The 26,553-nt window shown below is 72.5% G+C and carries 17 protein-coding genes; 8 read left to right on the top strand and 9 right to left on the bottom strand.

Annotated features, from left to right (window positions below):
- Positions 1-118 precede the first annotated feature (118 nt).
- Positions 119-1,030 carry a glycosyltransferase family 2 protein gene (locus tag DSZ44_RS10505; protein WP_181424603.1) on the top strand — a complete coding sequence of 304 codons (912 nt, stop codon included), beginning with the start codon at positions 119-121 and terminating at the stop codon, positions 1,028-1,030.
- Between the two features lie 27 nt (positions 1,031-1,057).
- Here the strand turns inward: DSZ44_RS10505 and DSZ44_RS10500 are convergent, their stop codons facing one another.
- Genes DSZ44_RS10500 through DSZ44_RS10490 form a run of 3 tightly spaced genes read right to left on the bottom strand, consistent with a single transcriptional unit; the run spans position 1,058 to position 4,444 of the window.
- Complete coding sequence (locus DSZ44_RS10500; protein ID WP_110852564.1) at positions 1,058-2,236, bottom strand: glycosyltransferase family 4 protein; 1,179 nt, start codon at positions 2,234-2,236, stop codon at positions 1,058-1,060.
- Positions 2,233-3,723: an O-antigen ligase family protein gene (locus DSZ44_RS10495; RefSeq protein ID WP_146237520.1), complete on the bottom strand. Its 1,491-nt coding sequence runs from the start codon at positions 3,721-3,723 to the stop codon at positions 2,233-2,235. Before DSZ44_RS10495 ends, DSZ44_RS10500 begins: the two co-directional genes overlap by 4 nt.
- Before the next feature lie 10 nt (positions 3,724-3,733).
- Positions 3,734-4,444: a hypothetical protein gene (locus DSZ44_RS10490; protein WP_110852562.1), complete on the bottom strand. Its 711-nt coding sequence runs from the start codon at positions 4,442-4,444 to the stop codon at positions 3,734-3,736.
- A gap of 599 nt (positions 4,445-5,043) precedes the next feature.
- On the opposite strand from DSZ44_RS10490, the gene DSZ44_RS10485 reads away from it, so the two are divergent.
- From DSZ44_RS10485 to DSZ44_RS10455, 7 genes are read left to right on the top strand one after another with little or no spacing between them, the layout of a single operon-like run.
- Complete coding sequence (locus DSZ44_RS10485) at positions 5,044-6,510, top strand: sugar transferase (RefSeq protein ID WP_110852561.1); 1,467 nt, start codon at positions 5,044-5,046, stop codon at positions 6,508-6,510.
- Positions 6,497-7,453, top strand: a complete 957-nt coding sequence (locus DSZ44_RS10480) for a glycosyltransferase family 2 protein (RefSeq protein WP_110852560.1) — start codon at positions 6,497-6,499, stop codon at positions 7,451-7,453. Before DSZ44_RS10485 ends, DSZ44_RS10480 begins: the two co-directional genes overlap by 14 nt.
- Positions 7,450-12,540: a Kelch repeat-containing protein gene (locus DSZ44_RS10475; RefSeq protein WP_110852559.1), complete on the top strand. Its 5,091-nt coding sequence runs from the start codon at positions 7,450-7,452 to the stop codon at positions 12,538-12,540. The genes DSZ44_RS10480 and DSZ44_RS10475 overlap by 4 nt, the downstream gene beginning before the upstream one ends.
- A gap of 55 nt (positions 12,541-12,595) precedes the next feature.
- Complete coding sequence (locus tag DSZ44_RS10470) at positions 12,596-13,912, top strand: polysaccharide pyruvyl transferase family protein (protein WP_110852558.1); 1,317 nt, start codon at positions 12,596-12,598, stop codon at positions 13,910-13,912.
- The gene (locus DSZ44_RS10465; RefSeq protein ID WP_110852557.1) at positions 13,909-15,147 is read left to right on the top strand and encodes a Coenzyme F420 hydrogenase/dehydrogenase, beta subunit C-terminal domain; all 1,239 of its coding nucleotides are present in this window, start codon (positions 13,909-13,911) and stop codon (positions 15,145-15,147) included. Before DSZ44_RS10470 ends, DSZ44_RS10465 begins: the two co-directional genes overlap by 4 nt.
- Positions 15,144-15,989, top strand: coding sequence for a glycosyltransferase (locus DSZ44_RS10460; protein WP_110852556.1), 846 nt, complete (start codon positions 15,144-15,146; stop codon positions 15,987-15,989). Before DSZ44_RS10465 ends, DSZ44_RS10460 begins: the two co-directional genes overlap by 4 nt.
- Positions 15,986-16,969, top strand: a complete 984-nt coding sequence (locus tag DSZ44_RS10455; RefSeq protein ID WP_220035158.1) for a glycosyltransferase — start codon at positions 15,986-15,988, stop codon at positions 16,967-16,969. The genes DSZ44_RS10460 and DSZ44_RS10455 overlap by 4 nt, the downstream gene beginning before the upstream one ends.
- Here the strand turns inward: DSZ44_RS10455 and DSZ44_RS10450 are convergent.
- From DSZ44_RS10450 to DSZ44_RS19030, 6 genes are all read right to left on the bottom strand, one after another.
- Entirely contained in the window at positions 16,927-18,522 is a 1,596-nt protein-coding gene (locus DSZ44_RS10450; RefSeq protein ID WP_181424602.1) for an asparagine synthase-related protein, read from the bottom strand. The genes DSZ44_RS10455 and DSZ44_RS10450 overlap by 43 nt on opposite strands.
- A gap of 253 nt (positions 18,523-18,775) precedes the next feature.
- Complete coding sequence (gene cuyB / locus DSZ44_RS10445) at positions 18,776-19,531, bottom strand: cysteate racemase (RefSeq protein ID WP_220035157.1); 756 nt, start codon at positions 19,529-19,531, stop codon at positions 18,776-18,778.
- On the bottom strand, positions 19,524-21,089 hold the full coding sequence (locus DSZ44_RS10440; protein ID WP_110852553.1) for a lipopolysaccharide biosynthesis protein: 1,566 nt from the start codon (positions 21,087-21,089) through the stop codon (positions 19,524-19,526). Before DSZ44_RS10440 ends, cuyB begins: the two co-directional genes overlap by 8 nt.
- A 196-nt stretch (positions 21,090-21,285) precedes the next feature.
- Entirely contained in the window at positions 21,286-22,713 is a 1,428-nt protein-coding gene (locus DSZ44_RS18285) for a hypothetical protein (protein WP_181424601.1), read from the bottom strand.
- 190 nt (positions 22,714-22,903) lie between these two features.
- A complete protein-coding gene (locus tag DSZ44_RS10430) occupies positions 22,904-23,917 on the bottom strand; it encodes a glycosyltransferase (RefSeq protein WP_220035156.1) in 1,014 nt (337 codons plus the stop codon).
- Between the two features lie 117 nt (positions 23,918-24,034).
- Complete coding sequence (locus DSZ44_RS19030) at positions 24,035-26,551, bottom strand: helix-turn-helix transcriptional regulator (protein ID WP_110852552.1); 2,517 nt, start codon at positions 26,549-26,551, stop codon at positions 24,035-24,037.
- Positions 26,552-26,553: the final 2 nt, after the last annotated feature.

The following is a 26,553-nucleotide window of genomic DNA, read 5'->3' as shown; positions in this document are numbered from 1 at the left end:
ACATCCCGTGTGGTTCCGCGTCGCTCCGCGGATCTGGTCTGCCGGACGGACGGAGGGCCGGGAGACGGGTGGACGTGAACGTCCACGACACACCTCGCCCGTGCCCCACACTGAGGTCGTGCACGCACAGCCACGGGTGTCGGTGGTGGTCCCCGTCCGGGACGACCCCCGGTTGTCGGCCTGCCTCGAGGCGCTGAGCCGGCAGAGCTACCCCGCCGAGCTCGTCGAGGTGATCGTCGCGGACAACGGTGACGACCCCGCCGTCCGTGCGCTCGTCGACGCGCAGCCGGGTGTCCGGTACGTCGCCGAGCCGGAGGGCGGCTCCTACACCGCCCGCAACGCGGCCGTGCTCGTGAGCACCGGTGAGGTGCTCGCCTTCACCGACGCCGACTGCCTCCCCGAGCCGCAGTGGCTCACCCACGCGGTCCGCGCCCTGGCGGACGGTGCGGACATCGTCGCCGGACGCGTCCGTGTCTACGCCCGCGACGCCGCACGCCCGCACCCCGTCGAGGCCTACGAGCTCGTCCACGCCTTCCCGCAGGAGACCTACGTGTCCCGCAGCGGCGCCTCGGTCACGGCCAACATGTGCACGACACGCGCCGCCTTCGACGCCGCCGGCCCGTTCCGCTCCGAGCTGCTCTCGGGCGCCGACATCGAGTGGGCCCAGCGGGCCAACGGACTGGGGCTGCGGACGGTCTACTGCGCACACGCCGTCGTCCACCACCCGGCGCGTGACTCCTACGCTGCCCTGCGCACCAAGCTGCGCCGGGTCATCGCCGGTCGGCACGAGCGGAACGTGCTCGACGGCCACGACGCGCCGCCCCCCTGGCCGGCCCCGCGCGCGCTCGTCCCGCCCCTGGGGGCCGTGCGACGAGCACGGCAGGCACCACAGCTGCCCACCGCCCGCGCCCGCGCCGCCTTCCTCGTCGGCGAGGTGTACCACCGCTACGTCGCCGCCTGGGTCGCCACCGAGCTCGCGTTCCGCGACCGCCTCAGGCGCCGGCGCGCGCGCGCAGCCGCTCCCGGGTGAGTGGCGTCGTCACGCTACCGGCTGGGCTCACACCCGTCGGGCTGCCGACGGCTCGGTGTAGACCTCGAGGAGGCGTCGCCCTGCGGCCGCCCACGTCACGTCCTGCGCCGTCCGTAGCGCGTTGCCGCGGAGGCGTTCGAGCATCGGGCGGTCGCGGGCCATCCGGGTGAGGTGGTCCCTCAGCTGAGGGACGTCGCCCGCGCGGTGCACGAGAGCGTTCTCCTCGTGTCGGCAGAGCTCCGTGCACGCGTCCGACACCACCGGCACGCTCCCGGACGCCATCGCCTCGATGCACACCAGCCCGAACCCCTCCTCCAGGCTCGGCAGCAGGGTGACGTCGGCGTCCGCCATGAGCGCGGGCAGGTCGTCGCGGTGACCGAGCACGTGCACGCTGGGGTGCGCGAGCCCGTCGCGGAGCACGGCGGCGTACTCGGGCATGATCCCGCCTGCGACGAGCAGCACGCCCTCCTCGGCCAGCGGGGAGTCCAGCCACGCGTCCAGTGCGAGGTGCAGCCCCTTCCGGACGGCCGCGTAGCCCGCGAAGAGCGCGGTGAACGGCCGCCCGGTGCGCTCGCGGGGCCGGGGGCCGAAGCGGTCGAGGTCCACCCCGTACGTGTGGCGGACCAGCTTGGCGGGCAGGGTGCCCTGGTCGAGGAACGTCTGGGCGACGAAGTCGGACGGGCACAGCAGCCAGTCAGCGAGGGCGAACTCCGCCTCCTCGATGCGGAGGACGTCGGCGTCGTAGGCGTGCTCGGAGCCCTTCGGCAGGACGATCCCGAGTCGCTCGCTCTCCTCGGCCACCGTCTCATAGGCGAAACGGGTGTGGGCGTTGGGGCGCTCGAGGAACGTGGGGATCCCGAGCGCACGTGCAGCCGCCAGGGTGTGCCGTGCCCCCCGGGGCCAGACGTGGACGACGTCGACCTGCTCTGCCAACCGAGGCAGCTGACGCGCGACGAGCCGGTCGTGCAGCTCACACGCCCGTGTCATCCCGAGCAGGCGGTACGGCAGCCGCACCTTCCCCCGGCTCAGCGTGGTCCTGACCTCGACAGACGGAGGGAGCGGCCGCGCGACGGAGCCGGTCAGGACGGTGACCTGCGCGCCGGCGTCGTGCAGCCCGAGCACCTGCTGCCACGCGGTGTAGCAGACGCGCCCCGCGCCCAACCGCTGCGGAAAGCTGTACAGGACCCGCAGCGCCGTGTCGCTCATGGAGCCACCTTCTGCGTCGATGCGGCCTCGCTGCGACTCCTCTCCCCCGCAGGACGCAGTCGTCCGGCGACGTCGAAGAACAGTGGCGTGGCTACGTACGGTCCCCCGTGACCCTGGACCGGTCCTCTCCGTGCGATCCCCTCGAGTCTCCACAGTGCGCCCACGGCGCCGACACAGATGAAGGTCGTCCCGACGAAAGTCGCGAAGCCGAAGGAGTCGAACGTGCCGCTCGCGAGCACTCCGGCGGGAAAGACCGCCGCGAGCGCCTGCCCGAGATGCCTGGCTTCCTCACTCGTGGCGCGGAGCCGGACACTACGAGCCAGGAAGTACGGGACGACGAAGAGGGCTAGGAGCGCCACCACACCCAGCACTCCGCCACCTACCAGCGTCCCGTAGAGCTGGTTGTCCAGCAGGATGTACCGCTCGGGAATGACCGTCCCGGCTCCGCGCCCGAGCCAGGGTCGGGCCTCGAACATGCGCTGGACGAAGCCCTGGTCGGCGATACGGTTCTGAACGCTGGGATCGTTGTCCAGATTGGTGAACAGCGAGCGGATGGTGCCGAGCACCCCGCGGTTGACGAGGTGGAAGACCGCGGTGCCGACGAGGGCGACGACCAGGACGTTGTACCTCCGCCGCCACGGCCACACCACGCCGAGCAGGATCATCGAGGCCGCGACCGTCAGCATCGCTGAGCGGGAGATCGACAGCGGGATCGCGGACGCGATGAGCACCACGGACCCCCAGTGCAGGACGCGTGCCCGGCCGGGCGGCGCGAAGAAGGCGTAGTGGAGGGCGAGCGGCAGGACGAGAGCCAGGACGACGCCGAACTCGATGTAGTGGTTGGCCGTGCCGGCCACGCGTGCGAACTCGCCGTCGCCGCGTGCGCCGACACCGATGAGTGCGGAGTTGTGCCGCAGCCCCGGGATACGGATGTACCGGGTGAGGTCGACGATCCGGAAGAACTGCAGGATGCCGACGCTCGCCATGGCGGCGGCCAGGCCCACGAGGGTGTGCAGCAACGTGTCGAGCTGCCGCCGAGAGACGAGCCCGTCCGTCACCGCGAGCGCCACCCCGACCATCGCGATGGAGAAGATCAGCCAACGGCCGGCGGCGTTCGCCTCGACCTGCGGGAGGAGCCGGTCGTAGCCGACCGCGTAACCGATGAGCTGGACGACGAGGTAGGCCGCGAGTAACCAGCGGACGGGCTGCCGACCTCCGGGCAACCGCTGAGGGCGCCGCATCCAGACGCACCAGAGGAAGGCCAGGAGGATGCCGACGGCGACGGACGGGCGCCCCACCGACCCGAGGCCGCCGATGACGAGCCGTGCGGGGATGAGGAACTGCAGAACGAGGAAGACGACGAGAAGGCCGAGGGTGCTGATCCGGCGACGCCGCAGCAGTACCGGCCGCCACTCCCCCGCGCCGGCCGGCCGGCGCAGCAGCACCGGCTCGAAGTCGAGGCTCTCAGGCCGGCGCGTACCTCGCAACGATCGCATGCTAGGCGTGGGCGTGGTCGCGGTCCCGACGCAGCTTCACCGCTTGCTCCGCGTCCTCGGGCCAGTCCGGAAGCCCCTCGGAGGTCGGTACGGACGGCAGCGCCGCGCGTGCGCGCCTGCGGGCACGACGACGGCGGACGATCCCGACGATGTCGTCGAAGAGCACTGCGACGACGAGTGCCACACTGGCTCCGAGCAGCCCAGTGACGGCCTGCACCTGGAGCTTGCCGTCGTAGACGACGGCTTGGAGGGAGGGAGCCGCGAGGACATCGAGCCCGTACTGGGCAGCGGGCGGGATCCCGGCGCTCGACTGACGCGTCTCGAGCTCCTCGACCGCGAGCCCGAAGACGTACCCGGCCGTCGCCACGGCCTGCTCGGCGTCGCCACCGCGCACGGTCACGTTCATGATCGTGCTCCGTGACTGGTTGGCCACCTCGTAGGTGGGGAGCAGCCCCTCGGCCTGCGCCCGGGCTCGCATCTCGCCGCTGTTGAGGACGATCGCGACCGCCGCGTTGGCTTGCGACTCCCCGCCGTAGGGGTTGGGCACGGGCGCCGGCGCGCTGCCGGGCGTGATGAGAGCAGTGCCGGCCACCTCGTACTCAGGCGCCACCCCTGCGCCGACGACCTGGACCGCCCCGGCCGTGAGTGCGAGGAGAGGCAGAAATATGTACCACCGGCGCAGGGTCGCCACCGTGATCCGCCAGACATCCACTGTGGCCTCCGTTGTGCGTGGTCGAGGTGGGGACGGGTGGGGACTGATGTCCCCACCCGTCGGCCACCCGGTCGGGCCAGACGGCCCTGCCGATCACGGGCGTCGGTCCGTCATCGACCCGTGGGCGGCCCTCAGCCTGTCGCTGACCGGGCGGTGCCAACGACGGGCCGAGCCATGCGGGCGCCATCCACGTCGGGAGTGGTGCCCGTCACGTGACAAGCACAGCATCCAGCCCGCCGCTCCCGCCGCGTCCCGCAGGATGACGACGAGCTGATCGGGCGGCGGAGGGTGGGGTGAGCACCAGGGTGAGCTGAGGCCGAGGGCACGAGGACGCCGGCAGCCCAGTCACCCTCGCGGCACACCTCATCCCCGTGGCGTCACCCGGCGGTCATCCTTAACGGCCCTCAACCCTCGTGCCATGTTGAGACGGCTGCTCGGGCGAGCCAACGTCGTCCCGTCCGACCGGCTCAGACTGCGACGAGCGACGGAGGGCGAACTTCTCACGTGAACATCCCTCCCCACGCCCAGCGGCCCGCCACCTCCACGCCTGCACCGGCCCAGCCGCTCTCCCGTCCCTCCCTCCTTGCGGGGTGGTCACGATGACCTTGCGCACCGACCGCTACCACGACGACGACCAGGCGCTCCCGCCCACCGCCGTGACCCGCGAGCCGCTGCGTGCGGCCCGGTCGGGCATGCCGTGGCGCTCCGCGGTCACCCGATACCTCGCCGTCCTCGCCGTGGCGGACCTCGGCCTCACCGCGCTCGCGGTCGCGCTCCGTGTCCGGCAGGAGCACGAGCCCGGCATGGTGGCGGCCCTCGCCGTCGCTGCGGGCGTGGGCTTCGTCCTGACCGTGCTGGCGTGCCGCGGCTACCGAGCGGCGTGCGCGGCCTCGACGGCCGAGGGTCTTTCCAGCGTCGTGCGCGCGGCCGGGGTCCTCGCTCTCGTCTCGCTGGTCGTCCACTACCTCGGCGTCGTGCAGGTGCCCCGGTCGCTCTTCTTCGAGGCACTCGCCCTCTCGGTCTCACTGGCCGCGCTTGCCCGCCTCCTGGCCCGTCCTGTCCTGCGGCGGCTGCGCGCGCGCGGCACCTTCCTGCGTCGCACACTCGTCGTCGGCCCGCTGGACGGTCTCAGCCACCTCTTCGACGTCCTCGACGAGGCGCAGTCCCACGGGCTCGTCGTCGTCGGGGTGTGCACGCCGACGACCGACGACATCGCCAGCCGCAGCCCCGTCCTCGGACGCTACGCCGACATCCCCGACCTCGTGCGGACCCTCGACATCGACGCCGTCGTCGTCTCGGGCGGGGCGATGGAGGCGGCCGACCTGCGCCGCCTCGGCTGGCAGCTGGCACCGCTCTCCGCCGAGCTCCTCGTGCTGCCCGCGATCGCCGAGGTGGTGCCGCGTCGGCTGCGGCTCGAGTCGCTGGGCGGGACCCCGCTGCTCGGCGTTGCGCTCACGCCTCCCCGTCCTTCGCTGTGGTCCAAGGCGGTCTTCGACCGTGTGCTCGGCGGTCTGCTCCTGCTCGCGGCCCTTCTCATCGTCGTGCCCGCCGCTGTCGCCGTGCGGCTCACCTCCCCCGGGCCTGCCTTCTTCGCGCAGACCCGCGTCGGTCTGAACGGTCGCCCCTTCACCATGTACAAGCTCCGCTCGATGTACACCGACGCCGAGGCACGCCTGGCCGAGCTGTCCGACCGCAACGAGGGCAACGGCATGCTCTTCAAGGTCCGCGAGGACCCTCGTGTGACCCGGGTCGGGCGGGTGCTGCGGCGCCTGTCGATCGACGAGCTGCCTCAGCTGTGGAACGTCGTCCGGGGTGACATGTCCCTCGTGGGGCCGCGGCCGGCGCTGCAGTCCGAGGTCGACCGCTTCACCGGGGACGTGCACCAGCGCATGCGTGTCAAGCCCGGCCTCACCGGGCTGTGGCAGGTCAGTGGCCGCTCCAACCTCTCGGTCGAGCACTCGGTGCGCCTCGACCTTCGGTACACCGACAACTGGTCGGTCCGGATGGACATCCTCATCCTGTGGCGCACGGCCCACGCCGTGCTGAGCGGCCATGGCGCGTACTGACAGCCCTCGCACCATCCCCGCGGGCACGGGGGTGGCAGGGCTCGGGTGTGTCGTCGTGCCCGCCCATGACGAGGCGGCCGTCATCGGCCGGCTCCTCCGGGCGCTCACCGCCGGCGGCGTCGACCTCGAGGTCGTCGTCGTGGCGAACGGCTGCACGGATGCCACCGCAGAGGTCGCGCGGGCGTTCCCGGGTGTCCGGGTCCTCGAGACACCGGTGCCCTCGAAGATGCACGCGCTCGCCCTCGGCGACCGGCACGTCTCCAGGTTCCCCCGCTTCTACGTGGACGCCGACGTCGTCATCGGCACCCGGGACCTGTCCGCGCTCGGCGCCGCGCTGAGTGAGCCGGGTGTCCACGCCGCGGGACCCGAGCGCAGCCTCGACCTCGCCGCCTCCAGCTGGCCGGTACGCGCGTACTACTCGGTGTGGTGCCGACTCCCCGGGGTCGAGCGCGAGCTCTACGGCCGCGGCGTCATCGCGGTGGACGAGGCCGGCCACCGGCGCATCGCCGGCTGGCGCGACACGATGGCCGACGACCTCGTCGCGGCGATGAGCTTCACCCCCGAGGAGCTGCGCGTCGTCCCCGGTGCGCACGTCCTCATCCGGCCCCCGCGAACGTACGGGGACCTGCTGCGCCGCCGGGTGCGGGCGATGACGGGCAACCGGCAGCTCGCCGGCGACCCGGACGCGCCACCGCTCCGCGGCGCCGGAGGTGGCGTGCGCACCGTGGTCGCCCTCGTCCGCCGAGACCCCGCGCTCCTGCCCGCGGTCACCGTCTTCCTCGGTACCGCAGTTCTCGCACGGGCCCGTGCCCGGTGGGCCGTGGCACGCGGCAGCACCGTCTGGCTGCGCGACGAGAGCAGCCGGCGGGTGGACCCGCCCGCCGGCCCACGCAGCACCCCCACACCCGCCGCCTCCACATCCCGAGCGGAGCGTTCCTCATGACCCGCACCACGGCCCGCAGCTGGGCTGGCGTCATCGTCCTCACCCTCCTCGCAAGCCTGGTCGGCACCCTGCCCGCAGCATCGGCCGACGACCCGCAGATCTCCTTCAGCCTCGAGCAGAAGCGCAGGTCCCCCCAGCTGCTCGACGGCGCGACCGTCGACGGTGTCATCCACCCCTTCCTCACCGCTGACGCCGGCGTCACCGCGGTCAGCTGGTGGCTCGACGACCCGACTGCCGCCGGCCAGCCGGTGCGGACGGACACGACCTCGCCCTTCGACTACGCGCCGGGTTCCACGTCCCACGCCTCGGCCCCCTTCGACACCGCGGCGTTGCCCGACGGCGAGCACACCATCACCGCACAGGTGACGACCGGCGCCGGCGTCGTGACGCGCGAGGCCACCTTCACCACGGACAACGACGTCGCTGCCCTCCTCACCACGTCGCGGTCCGATGTCGCGCTCACGAGCGTGGAAGGCGGAGCTGACACCGGCACGACCGTCGACGTGACCACCTCCGACGGCACCGCTCGCCCCTTCACCGCCACCGCCTCGGCCGACTGGTTGGCGGTGGCCCCCTCGAGCGGGACGACGCCCGCAACCGTCTCGCTCACCGCCGCGACCGGTCTCCCGGTCGGTACGCACACGGCCGAGGTCACCCTCGAGAGCCCGGACCTGCCCAGCACGGCCGTCACCGTGACGCTCACGGTGTCGGCCGCACCCCTGGAGGACTTCACGGTGATGCACGGGCAGGACGCCAAGCGCTCCAGCCCCAGCCCCCTCGAGGGCGCCGAGGTCTCGGGAGACATCTATCCCCTGCTCGCCCCGGAGACGGACGTCACCTCCACCACGTGGTGGCTGGACGACCCGCTCATGGGCGGCGCCCCCGTGCGCACCGACGGCGCGGCGCCCTTCGACTTCGCCCCCGGCTCCGTGCGGCACCGCGCCGAGCCGCTCGACACCACCACGCTGGCCGACGGTGAGCACACGATCACGGCGCGCGTGACGACGACGGACGGCGCCCAGCACGTCACGACGGCCACCTTCGTCACCAGCAACGGCTCCAACGCCCTCGTCTGGGACCCTGACTCGCTCGTCGTCGAGGCCGCTGAGGGACCGGGGGTCCAGAGCGTCGCCCTCACGGCCACCGAGGCGGGCACCGTCGCCTCGCTCAGCAGCGACGCGCCGTGGCTGTCGGTGACGTCGTCGACGGTGTCCCTCCCGGGCACCGTCGAGGTGCGGGTCGACCCCTCAGGCCTGGCTGGCGGCACGCACACCGGACGCCTCACCGCCACGGCAGACGGCGCGGTCTCCGCCGTGCTCACGGTCTCCTTCCTCGTCGACGCCGCCCCCGGCCTCGTCGTCGACCCGGGCGCCCTCTCCGTCACGGCACTCGCCGACGGCGCTCCGGTGGACGCGTCCGTGGTGGTCTCGGCCAGCGACGACTCGGCCCTGCCGCTCACGGTCTCGGCCTCCGTGCCGTGGCTGAGTGCCGACCCGTCCACGACCGCCACCCCCGCCCAGCTCACGGCCACTGCCGACCCCACGGGACTCTCGCCGGGCACGCACACCGGCGAGCTCGTGCTGTCCTCACCGGACCTGCCCGACGTCACGGTGCCGGTGACTCTCACCGTCCAGGACGACTCCCCGTTCCACGTGGTGACGGGAGTCGATGCGAAACGGCGCTCCCCCGAGGCGCTCGCCGGCCGTACGGTCAGCGGTGACATCTACGCCTTCCTCGCCCAGACCGAGGGTGTGTCGTCGACCTCGTGGTGGGTCGACGACCCCGACCGCACCGGGGCACCGCTCCGCACCGACTCGACAGCGCCCTTCGACCTCGCCCCCGGCTCCGTCACCCACGCCGCCGCACCCTTCGACACGACCCTCGTCCCCGACGGCGAGCACACGGTCACCGTCGAGGTGCTCACCGCCGACGGCACGACCCACGTGGTCCACACCGCCTTCACCACGGTCAATGACACGAACGCCCTCACGTGGGCACCGGAGGCCCTGGAGGTGCCGGCCACCGAGGGCGGTCAGGTGCAGGAACGCGAGGTCGCCCTCGAGGCCACGACGCCCGGCACCGTGGCCCAGGTCGTGAGCACCGCGCCCTGGCTCAGTGCCACGACGAGCCAGGAGACCACCCCGGCGACGGTGGACGTCCTCGTCAACCCGGCGGGGCTGTCCGCGGGGGTCTGGCACGGTGAGCTCGTCGCCACCTCGGCCGGCGCGTTCACCGCCGTCCTGCCCGTGACGCTCGTCGTCGGGGAGCCGGGCGGCTGTGCCCCCGTCTCCTGCGAGCTCATCAAGGTCGACACCCCCTACAACCTCGGCTTCCGGTACGAGGCCAAGGGCATCATCGACGTCGACGGCGTCGGCACGGGCTTCACCACCCTCCTGCCGCGGCCGGACGGTACCGAGTACCTCCGGGACCGCCTGGAGGTCGACCTCGGCGAGGGCACCCTGGACATCACGGGAACTCCAGGCTCGGTCAAGGAGAACACCCTCGACAACGCCCTCGGTGTCGGCTTCGACGGTCCGACTGCCACCACCGTCCTCACGGCCACCATCGCAGGCCCGCCCGCCACCACCCGGAAGTACGAGCAGGCCGGAATCTGGTTCGGCTACGACCAGAACCACGTCGACCGCGTCGCGCTCGTCAGCACCCCGCAGGGGTGGCGGGTGGAGCACGTCCTCGAGGTGGACGGCACCGAGGTCTCGCGGCGCAACTCCCCCTACCTCACCATCCCCTCCGACGTCCCGGTCGAGCTGTCGATCCGCGTGGACCCCGGCACCCGGCAGGCGACGGGCTACTACCGGGTGGGCGACGGCGGCCAGTCCGCCCTGCGCAGCTTCGACGTGCCGGGCGAGTTCTTCAGCTTCGACGCCGCCGGCATCGACCCGCTCATCGGCACCCGGAGCTTCGGCGGGGTCTTCGCCAGCAGCCGGAGCGCCGCGGAGCACACGGAGTTCCGCTTCTCCCAGTTCTCGGTGACCGGGGAGCACGATCCCGCGGACGTCGCCGACTACCCCTTCGACCGGTACTCCGTGCCAGTCCCCTTCCCCACGTCGATGGCCTACGGACCGGACGGCAAGCTGTACGTGCAGTCGATGTTCGGCAAGATCTACATCCTGTCCTTCGCGCCGGACGGCACCGTGAGCGACACCCAGGTGGTCTCCACGCTCGGGGCACGTCTCGCGCTCGGTCTGGCCGTCGACCCTGCCTCCACCCCGAGCAACGTCATCGTGTGGGCGGGGCACTCCTCCCCCTCGGCCGACGACGGCGAGGCGGACTCGAGCATCGTCTCGCGCCTGTCGGGGCCGGGGCTGAGCTACCGCAGTGACGTCATCACCGGACTGCCACGGTCGATCGCCAACCACGGCACCAACGCCCTGCACTTCGGTGGCGACGGGCGTCTCTACATCGCCCAGGGAGGCAACACCGGCGCCGGGGCACCGAACACGGCCAACACCGAGTTCGGTGACCGCGCCGAGCAGCCGCTGTCCGCCGCCCTCCTCGTGGCCGACGTCAAGGTGCCCGGCTTCGACGGCGACTGCGCCGACCTCAGCGACATCTACCAGTCCGGGGACTGCGACGTCGCCGTCTTCGCCTCGGGCCTGCGCAACACCTACGACTTCGTCGAGCACTCCAACGGGCACGTCTACGGGCCTAACAACGGGCTCGGCGTCGTGGGGAGCTACCCGCCCACCGCCCAGGCCCCCTGCACCGGCATGGGTGACACGCGTCCGTGGACCCAGGGCGGTCACAACCCCGGCAACCAGAACGACGTCCTCAACCTCATCGAGGAGGGGCGCTACTACGGTCACCCCAACCCCTCGCGCGGGGAGTGCGTCTTCACGGACGGCAGCTATCAGGACACCGAGCCGCTGCCTACCTACACACCGCCCATCGGCGACCTCGGGGCGAACCGGTCGGCCAACGGCATCATCGAGTTCAGCGGTGGCGCCTTCTGCGGGGCGCTGGACCACCACCTCCTCATCACCAACTACTCCGTGGGCGACGACATCACCGCGGTGACGCTCTCTGCGGACGGCCGGTCCGTGGTACGCACGCAGAGCATCGTCGGTGGCTTCACCGACCCTCTGCCCATCGCCCAGGCTCCCGACGGCCGGATCGTCGTGGGTGAGTTCGCCGGCTCCGGTGGCCGGATCACCTTCCTCACCCCGCGCGACATCGGCTGCTGGGCGGAGGAGGCACCCCTCCCCGTCGAGGTCCTCGACGCCGGGGGCGTGGCGATCGGTGACGCCCTCTACGTCGTCGGCGGCAAGGGAGCAGCCGGTCACTCCACGCGCGCCTACCGCTACGACGCGCCCGAGGGCACGTGGACCCGGGTGGCCGACCTGCCCGGGCCGGGCGTGGAGAACCCCGCCGTCACGACCGACGGCACGCACCTCCTCGTGGTCGGTGGCTCCACCGCCCCGTTCTCCGGCGCCGTTGCGACGGCCTGGTCCTACGACCCGGCGACCGACACGTGGTCGCCACTGCCGTCCATGCCCACCGCTCGCGGCGGAGCGACCGCCCAGGTGGTCGACGGCCAGGTGTACGTCGCCGGCGGCATGACCGCCGACGGCGGCTCCACCGCCGTCGTCGAGCGGCTCGACCTCGCGAGCGGGACCTGGCACGCCGCCCCGCCGCTCACCACGGCGCGGGACAACCCGGGCTCCGCCGTCGTCGACGGCGTGCTCTACGTCTTCGGTGGCCGCACGCGCCTGTCCAACGGGCAGACACCGATGGGGACGCTCGGGTCCATGGAGGCTCTCCACCCCGCGAGCGGCGGAGGCTGGGTCCCCCGATCCTCGATGCCCACGGCCCGGCGCACGATGGCAACAGGTGTCATCGACGGCCGGATCGTCGCTGTCGGCGGTGAGGCGCGACCCGACGGCCTGCCCTTCGACGCGACCGAGGTCTACGACCCGGCGACCGACGAGTGGACCACGGCACGCCGCGTCCCGACCGCCCGGCACGGCGCGGCTGCGGGCGTCATCGACGGACACCTGCACGTCGTCGCGGGCGCACAGTTCGCAGGCGCCGCCGCGAGCGCCCTGCACGAGGTCCTCACCCTGCCCTGACCCACGAGACCGAGACCGCCCACCAGGGCGCACCACACCGCACGGAAGGCGACGCATGACCACCCACAGCACGACGTCGACGAACGCCCGGCCCTCCGCGAGAGGGACACGCCTCGTCGTCGCGGGCGCCCCCCTCGACAACGACAACCGCGGTGTCGAGGCTCTCGGGACCTCTGTCGTCGCCCACCTCGCCTCCGCCGCCTCCGTCGACAGCGTGAGCGTCCTCGGTGACGGCTGGGGGGTGAGCGCCGACAGCTCATGGCCGGGAGACGCTCGGGTGGACAGGCTCGGCGTGCGCAACTCCCGACGCTGGCACCGGCGTGAGAGCTGGGCCCGCATCCGGGTCGACCGGGCGCTCGGCGGGCTCGGCAACCCGGTCGTCGCCCGGCTCGGGGCTGCCGATGCGGTCCTGGACATCAGCGGTGGGGACAGCTTCACCGATCTGTACGGTCCCCGCCGTCTCGCGACGATCTGCGCACCCAAGGAGGCCGCGGTGCGCTCAGGGCGGCCACTCGTCCTCCTGCCGCAGACGTTCGGCCCTTTCACCACGGCGGAGGGAAGGCGCCGGGCGGAGGGACTCGTGCGCCACTCGGCCCTGGCGTACGCGCGTGACGCCTGGAGCCATGAGCAGCTGCTCGACCTCGCCGGGCCGTCTGCGGACGCGACCAGGCTGCGGGAGGGCGTGGACGTCGCGTTCGCGCTGCCCGCACGCGAGCCCGCAGCGTCCGTCGTCGAGCAGCTCGACAGCCTGACCGGCGAGGTCGTCGTCGGGGTGAACGTCAGCGGACTCCTGCGTGAGGAGTCAGCGGTCGCCCGGTTCGGCCTCGCCGGGCCCTACCTCGCCACCATGACGAGCCTCGTCCGCGAGCTCGTGCGGGCAGGCGCTGTCGTCGTGCTCGTCTCCCACGTGCACGGGGTCGGCCGGAGCGAGAGCGACGACACCGCGCACGGGGCCGTGCTCGACGCCCTCGACGCCGTCGAGCGCACGCGGGTGCATCGACTCTCACCTCTGCTCCGAGCGGCCGAGCTCAAGTGGTGCATCGGACGCCTCGACTGGTTCGCAGGCTCGCGGATGCACGCGACGATCGCCGCTCTCAGTTCCCAGGTACCGGCCTTCGGGTACGCCTACAGCGACAAGACCCGCGGGGTCTTCGGCACCTGCGCCGTGGCGGAGGACGTGGTCGATGCCAGGGCGGTGGCCGGGCAGGAGGCCGTCGAGCAGGCTCTCGCGTCCTTCGCCCGCCGGGACGCCACCCGCGAGGTGCTCCGGCGCCGGGTGCCAGATGTCGTCGCGCAGGCTCGGGGGCAGCTCGACGATGTCCTCGGCGCCGTCTCGTCGTGGCGTGACGGATCCGCGGGCACGGTCGCATGATCGGCCGTGTCGCCGGGTCCATCCCGGAGGTCGTCAGCGCGCACCTGTGCACCGGTTGCGGGGCGTGCGCGCACGTCGCCGGGGACGTCCTCACCATGCACGACGTCCCCGGCGTCGGGCGCCGTCCCCTGCCGATCGCGGCCGTCAACGGCTCGCTCACCGGTGATGCGCTCACGGTGTGCCCGGGCCGGCGGCTCGAGCACCGTCCGGAGGCGCTGGAGGGGGCGCCGCTGAACGGGGAGTGGGGGCCGGTGCTCGCGCTGTACGAGTGCTGGTCCACCGACCCGGACGTGCGTCACCGCGGCTCCTCGGGCGGCGTGACCACGGCCCTCGCCGCCCACGCCGTCACCAGCGGGCGAGCGAGCGGCGCGCTCCAGGTCCAGGCCGACCCGCAGGACCCGCTGCGCAACGTCACGGTCCGCAACACCACCTACGCGACGATCACGGCGGCCACCGGCTCGCGGTACGCCCCGGCCAGTCCGTGCGAGCGCCTCGACCTCGTCGAGGAGGCCGAGGGACGCACGGTCTTCGTCGGCAAGCCCTGCGACGTCGCGGCCGTCCGGAACGTCGCGGCCCTCCGTCCTGCACTCGCGGACCGGCTCGACCTCACCGTGGCGATCTTCTGTGCAGGTACCCCGTCGACCGCGGCGACCGAGGAGCTCGTCCGCGCCCTGGGTGTGGAGACGGAGGACGTCACGTCTGTCGACTACCGAGGTGAGGGGTGGCCGGGGAACTTCCGGGTGCGGTCCGGCTCCGGTGAGGTCCGCAGCATGACGTACGCCGAGGCGTGGAACGGCACCCTGACCAAGAACCGTCAGTGGCGCTGCCTCATCTGCCCGGACCACACCGGTGAGTTCGCCGACCTGTCCGTCGGGGACCCGTGGTACCGGGAGATCGGTCCGGACGAGCCCGGCCGGTCCCTCGTCGTCGTGCGGACCGAGGCGGGCCGCGCCGCGCTGCTCGCGGCCCTCGCCGACGGCGCCCTCGACGGTGGCCCGATCCCGCTCGAACGCCTCGAGCAGAGCCAGCCGAGCCTGGCCGCCACCCGCGGTGCGGTGTGGGGCCGGGTGCTCACCATGGGGCTCATGGGCCTGCGCGTGCCGCGCTACCGGAACGTGCCGGCGTTCCGGCTCTGGCTGCGGCTGCCGCTGCGCGGGAAGGTCACCTCGATCGCCGGCACCTACCGCCGCGCCCGCCGGCGCGGCCTGCACCGACCGGAAGTGAGCGCACCATGACGCACCGCGCCGACGTCCTCATGATCACCTACCGCAGCGCCGGGTACCTCCACCTGAGCCTCCCCCGCCTGCTCGAGACCCTCGGTGAACGTGACCGCGTGTGGCTCTGGCACAACGGTGACGACGAGGCCACGCTCGAGGCGCTGCGGCCCTTCCGAGAGGACCCGCGGGTGCACCGCTTCCACCACAGCCGGGAGAACGTCCGGCTGCGTGAGCCGACCAACTGGCTGTGGCAGGAGTCCCGCGCCACCTACGTCTCCAAGGTGGACGACGACTGCCGCGTGAGCCCCGGCTGGCTCGACATCTTCGCCGCCGCGCACGAAGCAAACCCGCAGCTCGGGGTGGTCGGCAGCTGGCGCCACCCGCAGGAGGACTTCCTCCCGGACCTCGCCTCGCGCAAGACCGTCGACCTGGCCGGTGGCCACCGGCTCATGCGCAACCTCTGGGTGCAGGGCAGCGGCTACCTGCTCCCGCGAGCGCTCACGTCCTGCCACGGTGGCATCGGGGAGACCGAGTCCTTCACCGGTTACTGCCTCCGCCTCGCGCGCGCCGGCGCCGTCAACGGCTTCTACTACCCCTTCGTGCCCGAGGACCACATGGACGACCCCCGCTCGCCCCACACCCTCATCCACACCGATGCCGATCTTCAGGACCGGATGCCGCTCTCTGCCAGGGCGAACGGCGTCACCACCGTCGCCGACTGGACGGCACAGCTCGTTCAGAGTGCTCGCGTGCTCCAGACGGCGTCCCTGGACGTCCGCGCGCACTCCGGATGGAGACGCAAACTCACCTCAGTGCGCAAGCGGACCCGCCGCGTCGTCGGGAAGCCGGCTCGGTGGTGAGCGCGGAGCACATCCCCGGGCCGCCGGCTCCGGCTCCCGGTGAGGAGCCGGACATCCTGGTAGCGGTCGTCACCTACAACAGCGCCGCGATCATCGGCCCCTTCCTGCGCGCGATGCCGGCCGCCCTCCAGGGCGCGGGGCCCGCGACGGTCGTCATCGTGGACAACGACTCCCGTGACGGGACGGTGGACCTGGTGAGAGCGCTGGCTCCGTGGGCCACCGTCCTGGAACCGGGAGCCAACCTCGGGTACGGCGCGGGGATCAACCTGGCCTTACGTCGGGCTCGGCCCCGGCGAGGCGCCTACGTCCTCAACCCGGACGCTGTCCCGTCGCCCGGCAGCGTCGTCCGCCTCGTCCACGCTGTCGAGGGTGTCGACGACGTCGGAATCGCGGTCCCCCGCATCCTCGACGGACAGGGACGGCTCAAGTACTCGCTGCGCCGGGAGCCGACGATCCGCCGAGCGCTCGGCGAAGCAGTGCTCGGTGGACACCGCGCAGCCCGCTACCCCGCGTGGGGGGACATGATCCGAGATCCCGCGTACTACGTCGACGGCGCCACCGCGGACTGGGCGACGGGTGCGGCAATGTTCCTCTCCCGCCGCACCATCGACGCGGTGGGCAGCTGGGCGGAGGACTTCTTCCTGTACTCCGAGGAGACCGACTACGCCCTGCGGGCCCGGGACGCCGGCCTCCTCCTCCGATACGTCGCCTCCGCGGACGTCGTCCACCCGGGTGGTGACATGCAGGTGTCCCCGTGGCTGTGGAGCCTCGTGGCGCTCAACCGGACGCGGCTGTACCGCCGGCGGCACGGCGGCGTCCCCGGCGCCGTCTTCTGGTTCGTCGTCCTGCTCAACGAGGCGAGCCGCGCCCTTCTCGGGCGCCCCAGGCACCGGGAGGCAGCCCGGGCGCTCCTGCGGGGTCAGGTGCGTCCTGCAGCTCAGGCGCCTGCCGGCACCCGGGTGAGAGCCCGGCTCTCGTAGTCCGACAGCCAGACTCCGGCCGCCGCCACCCTGCCGAGGAGGAGGGCGGGGGCGGTGGGACCACCACTGCCGATGGCGCTCAGCTGCGCCGCCACGGCAGCCTCGTCGATGAGCCGGTGGCCGCCGGCCATGAGCAGCTCGCACAGCCGCTGCCCGTAGCGAGGCTCGGTGCGCAGCCACACGTCAGCCGGGAACACCGAGCGGCGTCGCTCGCTGCGTTCGGCGGGGCCGTCCACACCGGCGACGTCGCGAAGCGTCGCCCGCGCCAGGTGACCGCCCAGCCGGGCAGCGCGTCGCACGCCGGAGACCGGGTGGCGCCGGCTGAGGCCCACGAGCTGGTTGACGTAGGACGTCTCACCGGACCAGTACACGTGGTCCAGCGCGGCCGGTGCGTTGCCGTCGTCGCTCCTGGGGATGCGGGCGGTTCGAGGGAACAGCTCGCGGTGGACCCGCAGGTAGAGGTTGCCGTTGCGGCGCTGCTGCGGGGACAGACGCGCGGCGAGCTGGAGGAAGCGGGAGTCGAGGAACGGCGCCTCCGCGCGTATTCCGGACCGCCGGAGGGCGTTGGTGAGCATGTTGCCCCAGCGGAACTGCCGGTTGGCAATCTTCCAGTACAGGACCATGTCATCACGCGCCCCGAGGTCCCAGCGCCCCAGGGAGTCGGCGAGCGAGTCGCGCAGGAGCTCCGGTGCTCGCTGGGCGAGGTCGCCGCCGAGGAACCCGGCAGAGATTCGCGCGTCAGCGGCGTAGCGCTGCCACTGGCGGTCGAGCACTGCCCGCGGGTCGGTGAGCCCGACAGCCTTGTCGTCCCCCCACAGGGGGCCTCCGGCGAGCCCGTTGACGACAGTGCCGGTCAGCGAGCGCAGGGTGTCGACGAACCACAGCTCGTACATCTCACTTGCACTGTGCGCCCCGTCCAGTCGGTGCAACGCCTGTGCGCCTCCGGCGAGAACGGCCTCAGCCGTGACCGGTATGGCGACGTGGTCCAGGTCGAGGGCCGCGGCCACCCGCGCCGCGACCACTGGCTCGTGGGTGGGCGGAGTCCCGTAGGTGTACGTGCTGGGTCGGATGCCGATCTGCACCGCAGCCTCGACGATGGCCCTGCTGTCAAGGCCACCGCTCAGCCCGAGGGCTGTCTCCCCGGACCCACCGAAGGCGTCCGCCACGACCTCGGGCCACAGCTCGGCGAAGGAGGCGATGACGGCGTCGTCCGTCAGAGACTCGGTGGTCGGCACGAAGAGCGGGACGGCGCTGACCGACACCTCTGCGCCAGGGGCCCAGCGCAGCCGTCCCCCCGCCGGGAGCATCTGCGCGTCCCGCAGCAACGTCCGCGTCCCCAGCGGGTGGTGCATCGCGAGGTACTCCACCACTCCTTGCTCGTCCGGCTCGGGGCTCGCGCCAAGGCTGACGAGGGTCGCCAGGTGCGTCGACACAGCCACGCCGCCCGGAACGGCCGACCAGTAGCACGGGAGGAACCCCACACCGTCCGTCGTCAGCTCGACCTCGCCGTCGGCACACAGGAGGAGGCTGACGTGCCCGGCCTCGGCTCCCACCTCGCGGGCGCCTCCGGCGGCAGCGAGGCCACGCGGTGAGGTCGCGACCGTGAGGCGCGTCGACCTGCCCGCGGATCGGTCCTCCGCGAAGGTGCCTCCGGCCGGCTCCGTCGCAACGAAGGCGGCACACGCCGTCCGGCTCTCGTGCACAGTCCACCGAGTCGCTCCGGGGACTGCCGCAGCAGCGCGCTCCACCACATCCCGGCGCTGGGCGCTCAACCCCGGGCTGACGGGTCCCATGACTGCAAGAAGCTCATACGACATGTGGCACCAGCTCCGGTGGCTCAGGGACGGACGTGGCAAGGCGCAGCGTCGAGGAGACGAGGACGTCGAGGGCGTCCACGACGGGGACGGGGACCGGCAGCTTCCCGGCGACGAGGGAGATCTCGGTGCACCCCACGACGACGTGGTCCGCGCCGGCCCCCACGAGCGAGAGGGCCGCAGCGGCCAGGGCCCCGATGACGCGGTCACCGACGTCGCCTGCCTTGACCGCCTCGATCGCGGCCATCACTCCGTCCTGGGCCGGTGCCTCCAGGGGGACGACTCGAAGGCCCGCGTTCTCCAGCTCCGCCTGGTACAGGCCTGTGGCCACCGTCCCAGTCGTGGCGAGCAGCCCGACCTGACGAGCACCGAGGGCAGCGACACGGGCTGCAGTCTCCCGGAGCATGTGCACGATGGGCACGGGCACCCGCCGCTGCAGCCACTCGTGGTAGGCGTGCGCGGTGTTGCACGGGATGCACAGTACCTCGGCACCCGCGGTGACGAGGCGCTGCGCCCCGGCGTCCAGGAGCGGGCGTGGGTCCTCCCCTCCGAGGAGAAGAGCTGCAGTGCGGTCCGGGACGGCCGGGTTCGAGTCGATGACGATGTGGAGATGATCCTGGTCGCGCCGGGCCGGCGTGGAAGCGACGATGCGGCGGAACGTCTCGACCGTCGCCGCAGGCCCCATCCCTCCGAGGACACCGACCGTCCGGCCGCGCTGTGCCTCCCGCGTACCGCTCCGCTCACGCACGGCTGCCTCCGTCGTTCGTCGCGCCACGGGAGGAGTCGCTCTTCCTGCGCTTGCCGGCGATCGCCAGCAGCTCTCTCACCTCTCCACGGGCGCGCGGCCAGACAGCGAGACACAGGATCCACACCACGGCCGCCGCACCGCACGTCACGACGAGATTCCCGATGGCCGGCAGGTCGACGTTCGCGCGCACGGTGACGCTGACCAGCAGGACGGCCGTCGAGACGACGACCGGACGTGCCATCGCCCGGAACGGGTCGCCCGGCGACAGCGGGGTGTCCCGGCATGCGACGACGAAGGCCGGGACCAGGAGGAGCAGCTGCGTCACCGCGTACGAGACGGCGACCCCCGTGACCCCCCACTGGACGCCGACGACGAAGCCACCGATCGTCACAGTCCCGTTGACGACCGCCCAACCTGCGTATGCGGAGCCGCGGCCGGTACTGGTGAAGATCCATCCCGTCGTCGTCGAGACGAGCTGGACGAAGCCGGCCACGGCGAGGACCTGGAAGATCGGCGCTGCACCCGCCCACTGCTCACCGAGGACGACCAGCACGAGCTCGCGGGAGGTCACGGCCATGACGACGACGGCCGGCATGCCGGCGTGGCTGAGTCCGCTGACGGCCCGCCGGTACGCGTGCCGGTACCGCTCCGGCTGTCCTTGCAGGGAGGCCAGAGCGGGCACCATGACCGCCTGGACAGGAGTCTTGAGCTGTCGGAGGGGCAGCATGAGAAGGCTGTAGGCGCGGCTGTACAGGCCGAGGGCACTCGCGTCGAGGACCCGGCCGATGATGACGTTGTCGGCTTGGCGCGAGAGCGTGTAGCAGAGGTTCGCCACCGAGACATGAGCGCCGAATGCGAGGAGGGGCAGCGCCTCGCGCAGGCTGGACGGGCGACTCGGACGCCAGGGCACGGCCCACCAGTTCAGCGCCGTCGCGATGACGAGGGCGCTGACGTTCTGCACGACGAGCGACCACACCCCCATGCCGAGGAGTGCCGCGACCACCGCGGCCACGCTCGACAGGATGCCGGCCGCCATGTTGCGCGTGGCGATCCGGCGGAACTGCATCGCCCGGTTGAGGAGCGCGCCGTGCTGGACCGCGAGCCCCGAGAACACGAAGCCGGCGCCGAGCGCGGCGCACAGCGGGACAACCGCGGGCTCGCCGTAGAAGGCAGCGAGCGGCACGCCCGCGGCCGCCACGACCAGAGCGAGCAGCACGCCTGCGGCGGCGTTGACCCAGAACAACGCATTGACCTGCGCCCACGTGAGGTTCTCCCGCTGGACGACCGCCTGGCTCAGGCCGAGCTGCCGGAACTGCGTGACGACGACTGTGAGAGTCAGCGCCATCGCCATGAGCCCGAAGTCTGCGGGCGTGAGGAGCCGGGCGAGCACGACTGTGGTGGCGATCTGCAGCCCTGCGGACACCCAGTTGCTCATCAGCGTCCAGCTGATCCCGCGGGTCACGGTGCGCCCCAGGTCGTCACGGCGCACCGACCGGTCGAGCCACCCGTCGAGCGAGGAGGGACTGTCCGCCTGCTTCCGGTGCACGAGGAGCCGCAACAGACACCTCCTTACCTCACGACGACGACCTCCAGCGTGGGGTGTCGCTGCTACTGCCGACTAGACCGACGAGCGGGTGACAGACCGGTTCCGGCGGGGTGAGGAGGGTGGTGGTCCCGGGCGCCCACGAGCGAGCGGGCCGCCTCGAGGTGTCTCGAGGCGGCCCGCCGCGTGTGTCCGTGACGAGTGGTCGGCGCTAGCCGGCCGGGATGGGCTCGCCGGTCTCGTGCCAGACATTGCCCTTCCACATGTTCCCGCGCACACCGTCGTCGAAGCCGCTGACGACCCCGTAGCGGCCGCACGAGTCGAAGTACTCCGAGGAGAAGTGGTTGTCGATGAACCTGATGTTCCGGCCGTTGGGGTACGGCTTGGAGTCGAGGCTCCCGCCGTACGCGCAGTACGAACCCGTCGTGGCGAGGAGGTTCCCCTCGATGCGGTAGCCGTCGATCGTCCGGAAGTCGCCGTACATGGGCAGGGCCGCCGAGCAGCCGGTGCCCTCGCACTTGATGACGTTGTTCAGCAGCGCGTTGTTCGTCCCACCGTTGTTCCCGACGCCGCCGCGGTGCGCCCCGGAGTCACCGGTCCGGTCGGAGATGATGTAGGAGTTGCTGATCGTCGTGTCGTGGACGACACGCGATGCCCGTCCGACGTTGTGGATGTGGCCGCGGTCGAAGGTGTAGCCGCAGTCCGGGGAGTAGAGCGGGATGTCGTTCTCCGCGGCCCTTGCGCCGTCGATCTCGACATGCTCGAAGCGCACGTTCTCGGGGCATCGGCCGTCCGCGCCCTCCTTCACCTGCACCATGTAGGTGCCGGTGCCGTTGACGGTGACGTCCCGGACGGTGACGTTGTCGTGCGTCACGGTCAGGCGCCCGTCGATCTCGAGGCGCTCGATGACCTGACCGTCCCGGGAGCTCTCGAAGCCGCCGGTGACCCGTCGCTCGGCGTCGTAGCGCGGACCGGTCGTCTCGGGCGTGGGCCATGCTCCGTCCGTGTCTCCGGGCTCCGGCTCCGGGGTCGGCTCCGGCTCGGGCTCGGGCTCCGGCTCGGGCTCGGGCTCGGGCTCGGGCGTGGGCTCGGGCTCGGGCGTGGGCTCGGGGCTCGGCTCGGGCGTGGGCTCGGGCTTCGGCGTGGGCTTCGGCGTGGGCTTCGGACCGGGATGCTCGTCGGCGTTGAGGCTGAAGTCCTCACCGTCGACGGTGCTGTCGACGACGACGGCCGGCTTGCCCTTCTGCGACATGAAGTCGTTGCGGCAGCCCTCGAGGGCAACGCGCTCGGCGTAGTAGTTGCCGAAGGTGATGCCGTTGGTCTTGCTCGGGTTCCCGCACTCGACCGTCGTGTCGAGGATGCGGGTGTTCTTCACGTCGGAGTCGACGCGGATGCTGTGGTAACCGCCGTAGGTGACCTTGGTGTTCTTGATGGTGACGTCGTCGGCGAGGACGTGGATCATGCCGTCGACGTGGAGACCGTCGACGACGGTCCCCGGCTCGGTGATCGTCAGGCTGCCCGACGGTGCCAGCCGGACGTCGTCGGGAACCCCGACCGTCGTGGCTGCTGCCGGGCCGGACACGAGACCGATGCCGCCGACGGCGACGACCAGGCTCATGAGCGCGTGTGAAACTCGCATGTAGTAGCTCGCTCTTTCTCGGTTGCGGGACAGCGACGCGAAGGCGCCAGCCATCGGGGAAATCCGCCCGAGTCCCCCCCATGGACGTGGACCATCGTAACCAGACCGTTACCGGTCTCCGGTGGACACGTCGGCACAAAGGCCCTAATGAGGGGTGAACTGCCTGGTCAGTGCGGTGTCGTGGACCTCCTCACACTGCCCCCAGCACGAAGGTCTGCGGGGTCACGGCCGCCTGCACACGCCGCGCCATCGCGGCCCGCAGGTCCTGCGCCGTGAGCTCTCCCGGCAGTCGGCGGACCGCGAGGCCGCGGCGGTCCAGCTCGTGTGCGATGAGCTCCTGGTGGTTGTCGACGTGCTCGCCGTGCTCCTGCCGGCGCGGCAGCACGACGGGGCAGCGACCGGCGTCCAGCGCGGTCAGGCACGAGCCGATGCCGGCGTGGGCGACGACGAGGTCGGCCTCCTCGATCGCGGCATGCAGCTCCGCGGCCGGCACGTCGACCCTCGCGTCGACCGGCAGCCCGGAGGCGTCGGTGACACCCACCTGCCACAGCACCTCGGCGCCGGGCGCGAGGACCTCCGGAAGGACCCGGCACACGGCGTCGAGGGCTCGGCGGAAGCCGTAGGTCTTCATCGTGCCGAGCGTGACGACGACGCGGTCGGCCGTCGTGACCGGACGGTCCCCGACGACGTCGTAACCGTCGAAGAGCGAGCCGCGGTACTGCCACCGCTCGTCCGCCCACCGCGGGTACTGGCTGTAGGTCTGGGTCCCCGGGACCCGCGAGACGATCCTCCCGGTGAGGCTCGGCCCGTCCGCCCGGGCGGCACTCTCGATGTAGTGCGTGCGGATCCCCAGGGCGCGGGCGACGGGGAGGAAGGCAAGCGCGATCCCCGAGCCGGTGCTCACCACCCTGTCGAAGCGCCCGGTACGCAGGATCCGCCGTGCCTCCGGCATGACCCGCACGACCTCGCCGTAGCCGCGGGGCGGGATGTAGGGGACGTGGTGGACCACCTCGCCGGCAAGGAGGGAGCGGGACTGTGCCTCGTCGAACGTGGCCCACTCGACGTCGCTCAGCACCGGCCGCAGCCTGCTGCGCAGGCGCCACAGCTGCTCGAGGTGGCCACCGGTGGACGCGACGAGCAGCGTCCTGCCCGCCGGCACGCCGTCGGCCGACAGGGCGGCGCGCGCTGCCTCGGTGGGACTCACGACGACCTCCCTGGTGGATGTTCCCGTCAACCCCACCACCCACGACCTGCGCGGCGGCACGCGAGATCGGGTGATCAGCACCCGACTCTCGGGCTCGCCGGGGGTGAGAGCGCCCGGTCAGTCGTCGTCGAGCAGGGACAGCTCGCGGGCCCGCTCCAGCGCGTGCGTCCTGTCCGACACGCCGAGCTTGCGGTAGATGCGCCGCACGTGGGTCTTGACGGTGGACTCCGACAGGTACAGCCGCCGCCCGATGTGGGCGAGCGGGACGTCGGACCGCAGCTCGCGCAGCACCCGCAGCTCCGCGACGCTGAGCTGGCCGGCGCGCAGCGGCTCGGGGAACACGGTGTCGGTGTGGGCGAGACGGGGCTCGTCGAGGAACTGGCGCGCCCAGGACCCGTCGGGCGCGATCGCCTCGAGGTCGGTGCGCGGAACCGTGAGGAAGGGCAGCAGCACCTCCGTGTCGGCCGCCAGGCCCACCGCGGTGGCGAGGTCGTCAACCGCCGTCTCCCGCTGCCCGGTGCGCCAGGACGCGCACGCGTGGAGCAGGAGGAGCTCGAGCCCGACCCGGGGACGCGTGCCGGCGAAGGTGGCGCCGTTCTCGGTCAGACGCAGGGTCTCGGCGTAGGCACCTACGTAGAACGCGTGGCGCGCACGGCTCGCGTGGGTCCAGGCGCCGTCGTCGTGCGTGCCGGCGAGGAGCACGCCCGCACGGTCGAGCCGGCCCTCGGCGAGCGCGAGGTCGACCTGCAGCGCCGCCACCGAGGCCCGGACCAGCTCGGCCTGGTCCTGGCCGTGGTCGGTGGCGTGGCGCTGGAGGACGACGCGGGCGCGCTCGAAGCGCCCGTGGAGGATCTCGGCGAAGGCCGCCGCGACGCGCGTGAGCTCGAGGAGCGGGGCCAGCCCGTGCTCCCCGGTGATCGTCGGCACGGTGGGCCACGTGCTGCGCGCCAGCCGCATGCCCGCCAGCACCGTGCGGGCGAGCGGCCGGGCCACCACCTCGAGCCGGGTGGGCGTGGCGGCGAGGCCGTCGCCGTAGGTGCTCCAGGCGTCGGCGCTGCGGGTGTGGCCCAGCAGCGCCATCGCCAGCGCGGTGCCGTGCGCGGCCTCCCGCGCCGCCGCGGAGTTCCCCAGCCGCACCGCCTCCTGGCAGGCGAGTGCGAAGCCGTAGGCGGCGCGCACGCCGTCGTTGGCGTGGAGCATGGACAGCGCCCACTGCGTGAGGAGCTCGGGGATGGCCCGCTCGACGTCGGGCGGGTGCCGGGGGTGGCCGTCGTCGGCCAGCGTGCTGTCCAGCCGCCCCAGCAGGATCTGCGCGGCACCGAACGTCGGGGTGCCGTCGAAGCGCAGGGCCAGGCGCTGCGTCGTGGTCAGCGAGCGCACCGGCATCGGGCCGCCGGGGGTGAGGAGCCCACTGCGCAGCGCGGCCTCTGCCTGGTGCCCCGTGTCCCGGTCGAGCACGTAGTCATGGGCGACGACGAGCCGGGCGCTCGAGGCGACCAGCTCGCGCGGCATCGTCCGCACGGCGGCCTGGACGGCGTCGGGGTGACGGTCGAGCAGCTCGGCCCAGTGGTCCTCGAGGATCCCCAGGACGAGCGGCCACGCCTCGGCGCGCATCGCGTAGGTGAGAGCCTCCCCCGCCAGCTGCTGCTCGCGCCGGCGACGGGCGAGGAGGTCGTTGACCTCGCGGAAGCGCTCGGGGCTGTCGGACCGCAGGTTCTCCAGCAGGGCCTGGCGCAACCCCCGGGGGTAGGCGGACGTACCGTTCGCCCGGCGGTCCGTGTAGGAGCTCTGGATGACGACGTCCGCCAGCGGGAGCTGTGCCGGGTCCTCGACGAGCACCTCGAGGTCCCCCGGGCGCAGGGGGTCCGGAACGGCCAGCGTCATCAGGACGTCACGCCACTTCGCCTGCTCCTGGTCCTTGATCACCAGAGCGGTGTAGCGGGCGATGGCCGCGGAATCCGTGACGAGCCTGCCGTCGCTCGCCCGCCGGGTCTCGAGGAGCGCCGCTCGCACGAGCGCGGGCCAGCCCGCGTACTCGGCGAGAAGCTGGCTGATCTCCTCCGGGGACAGGGACAGGCCCAGGCGCCCGGCGAGGAGCGTGGTCTCCGCGGCCGTGAGGCTCAGCTCGGCGACGTCGAGCACGGCGGCGTCGACCGTCGCGGGGCCGATGCTCAGGATCGGCCGCGCCAGACGCGTCGTGACGACGAGGTGGAGCAGCTCGTGCACCTGGGCGAGCTCGACGAGCTCGGCGTCGACGTCGACGTCGGTCACCTGGTGCAGCCCGTCGATGACGAGGACGAGCCGACGGGTGAGCCGGCGCAGCTCCTGGTCGACGGTGTCGAGGTCGGGCTCGGAGGCGGGGGACGCCACGCCGGCGGCGACGAGCGCGTCGTGGACGGCCGTCCACAGCTCGGCGACACCGGTGCGCTCCGAGAGCGTGAGCCAGGCGACGGCCCTGTCGTCGAACTCACCGCTGCGCAGCCAGTAGGCGACCGTGCTCGTCTTCCCGTACCCGCGGGGCGCACGCAGCAGGACGAGCGCGGGCAGGTGGCGCACGACCGCGTCGGCGGCCGGGGTGGGGCAGAAGACGCTCGGGACTCGCGGCAGCCGGGTCCGGTGGACGCGCTCCCTCACCG

This window comes from Georgenia satyanarayanai (assembly GCF_900116375.1).
Lineage (GTDB): Bacteria > Actinomycetota > Actinomycetes > Actinomycetales > Actinomycetaceae > Oceanitalea > Oceanitalea nanhaiensis.
The sequence above is the reverse complement of the archived record's forward strand: the minus strand, read 5'-3'. Positions and strand labels throughout refer to the sequence as shown.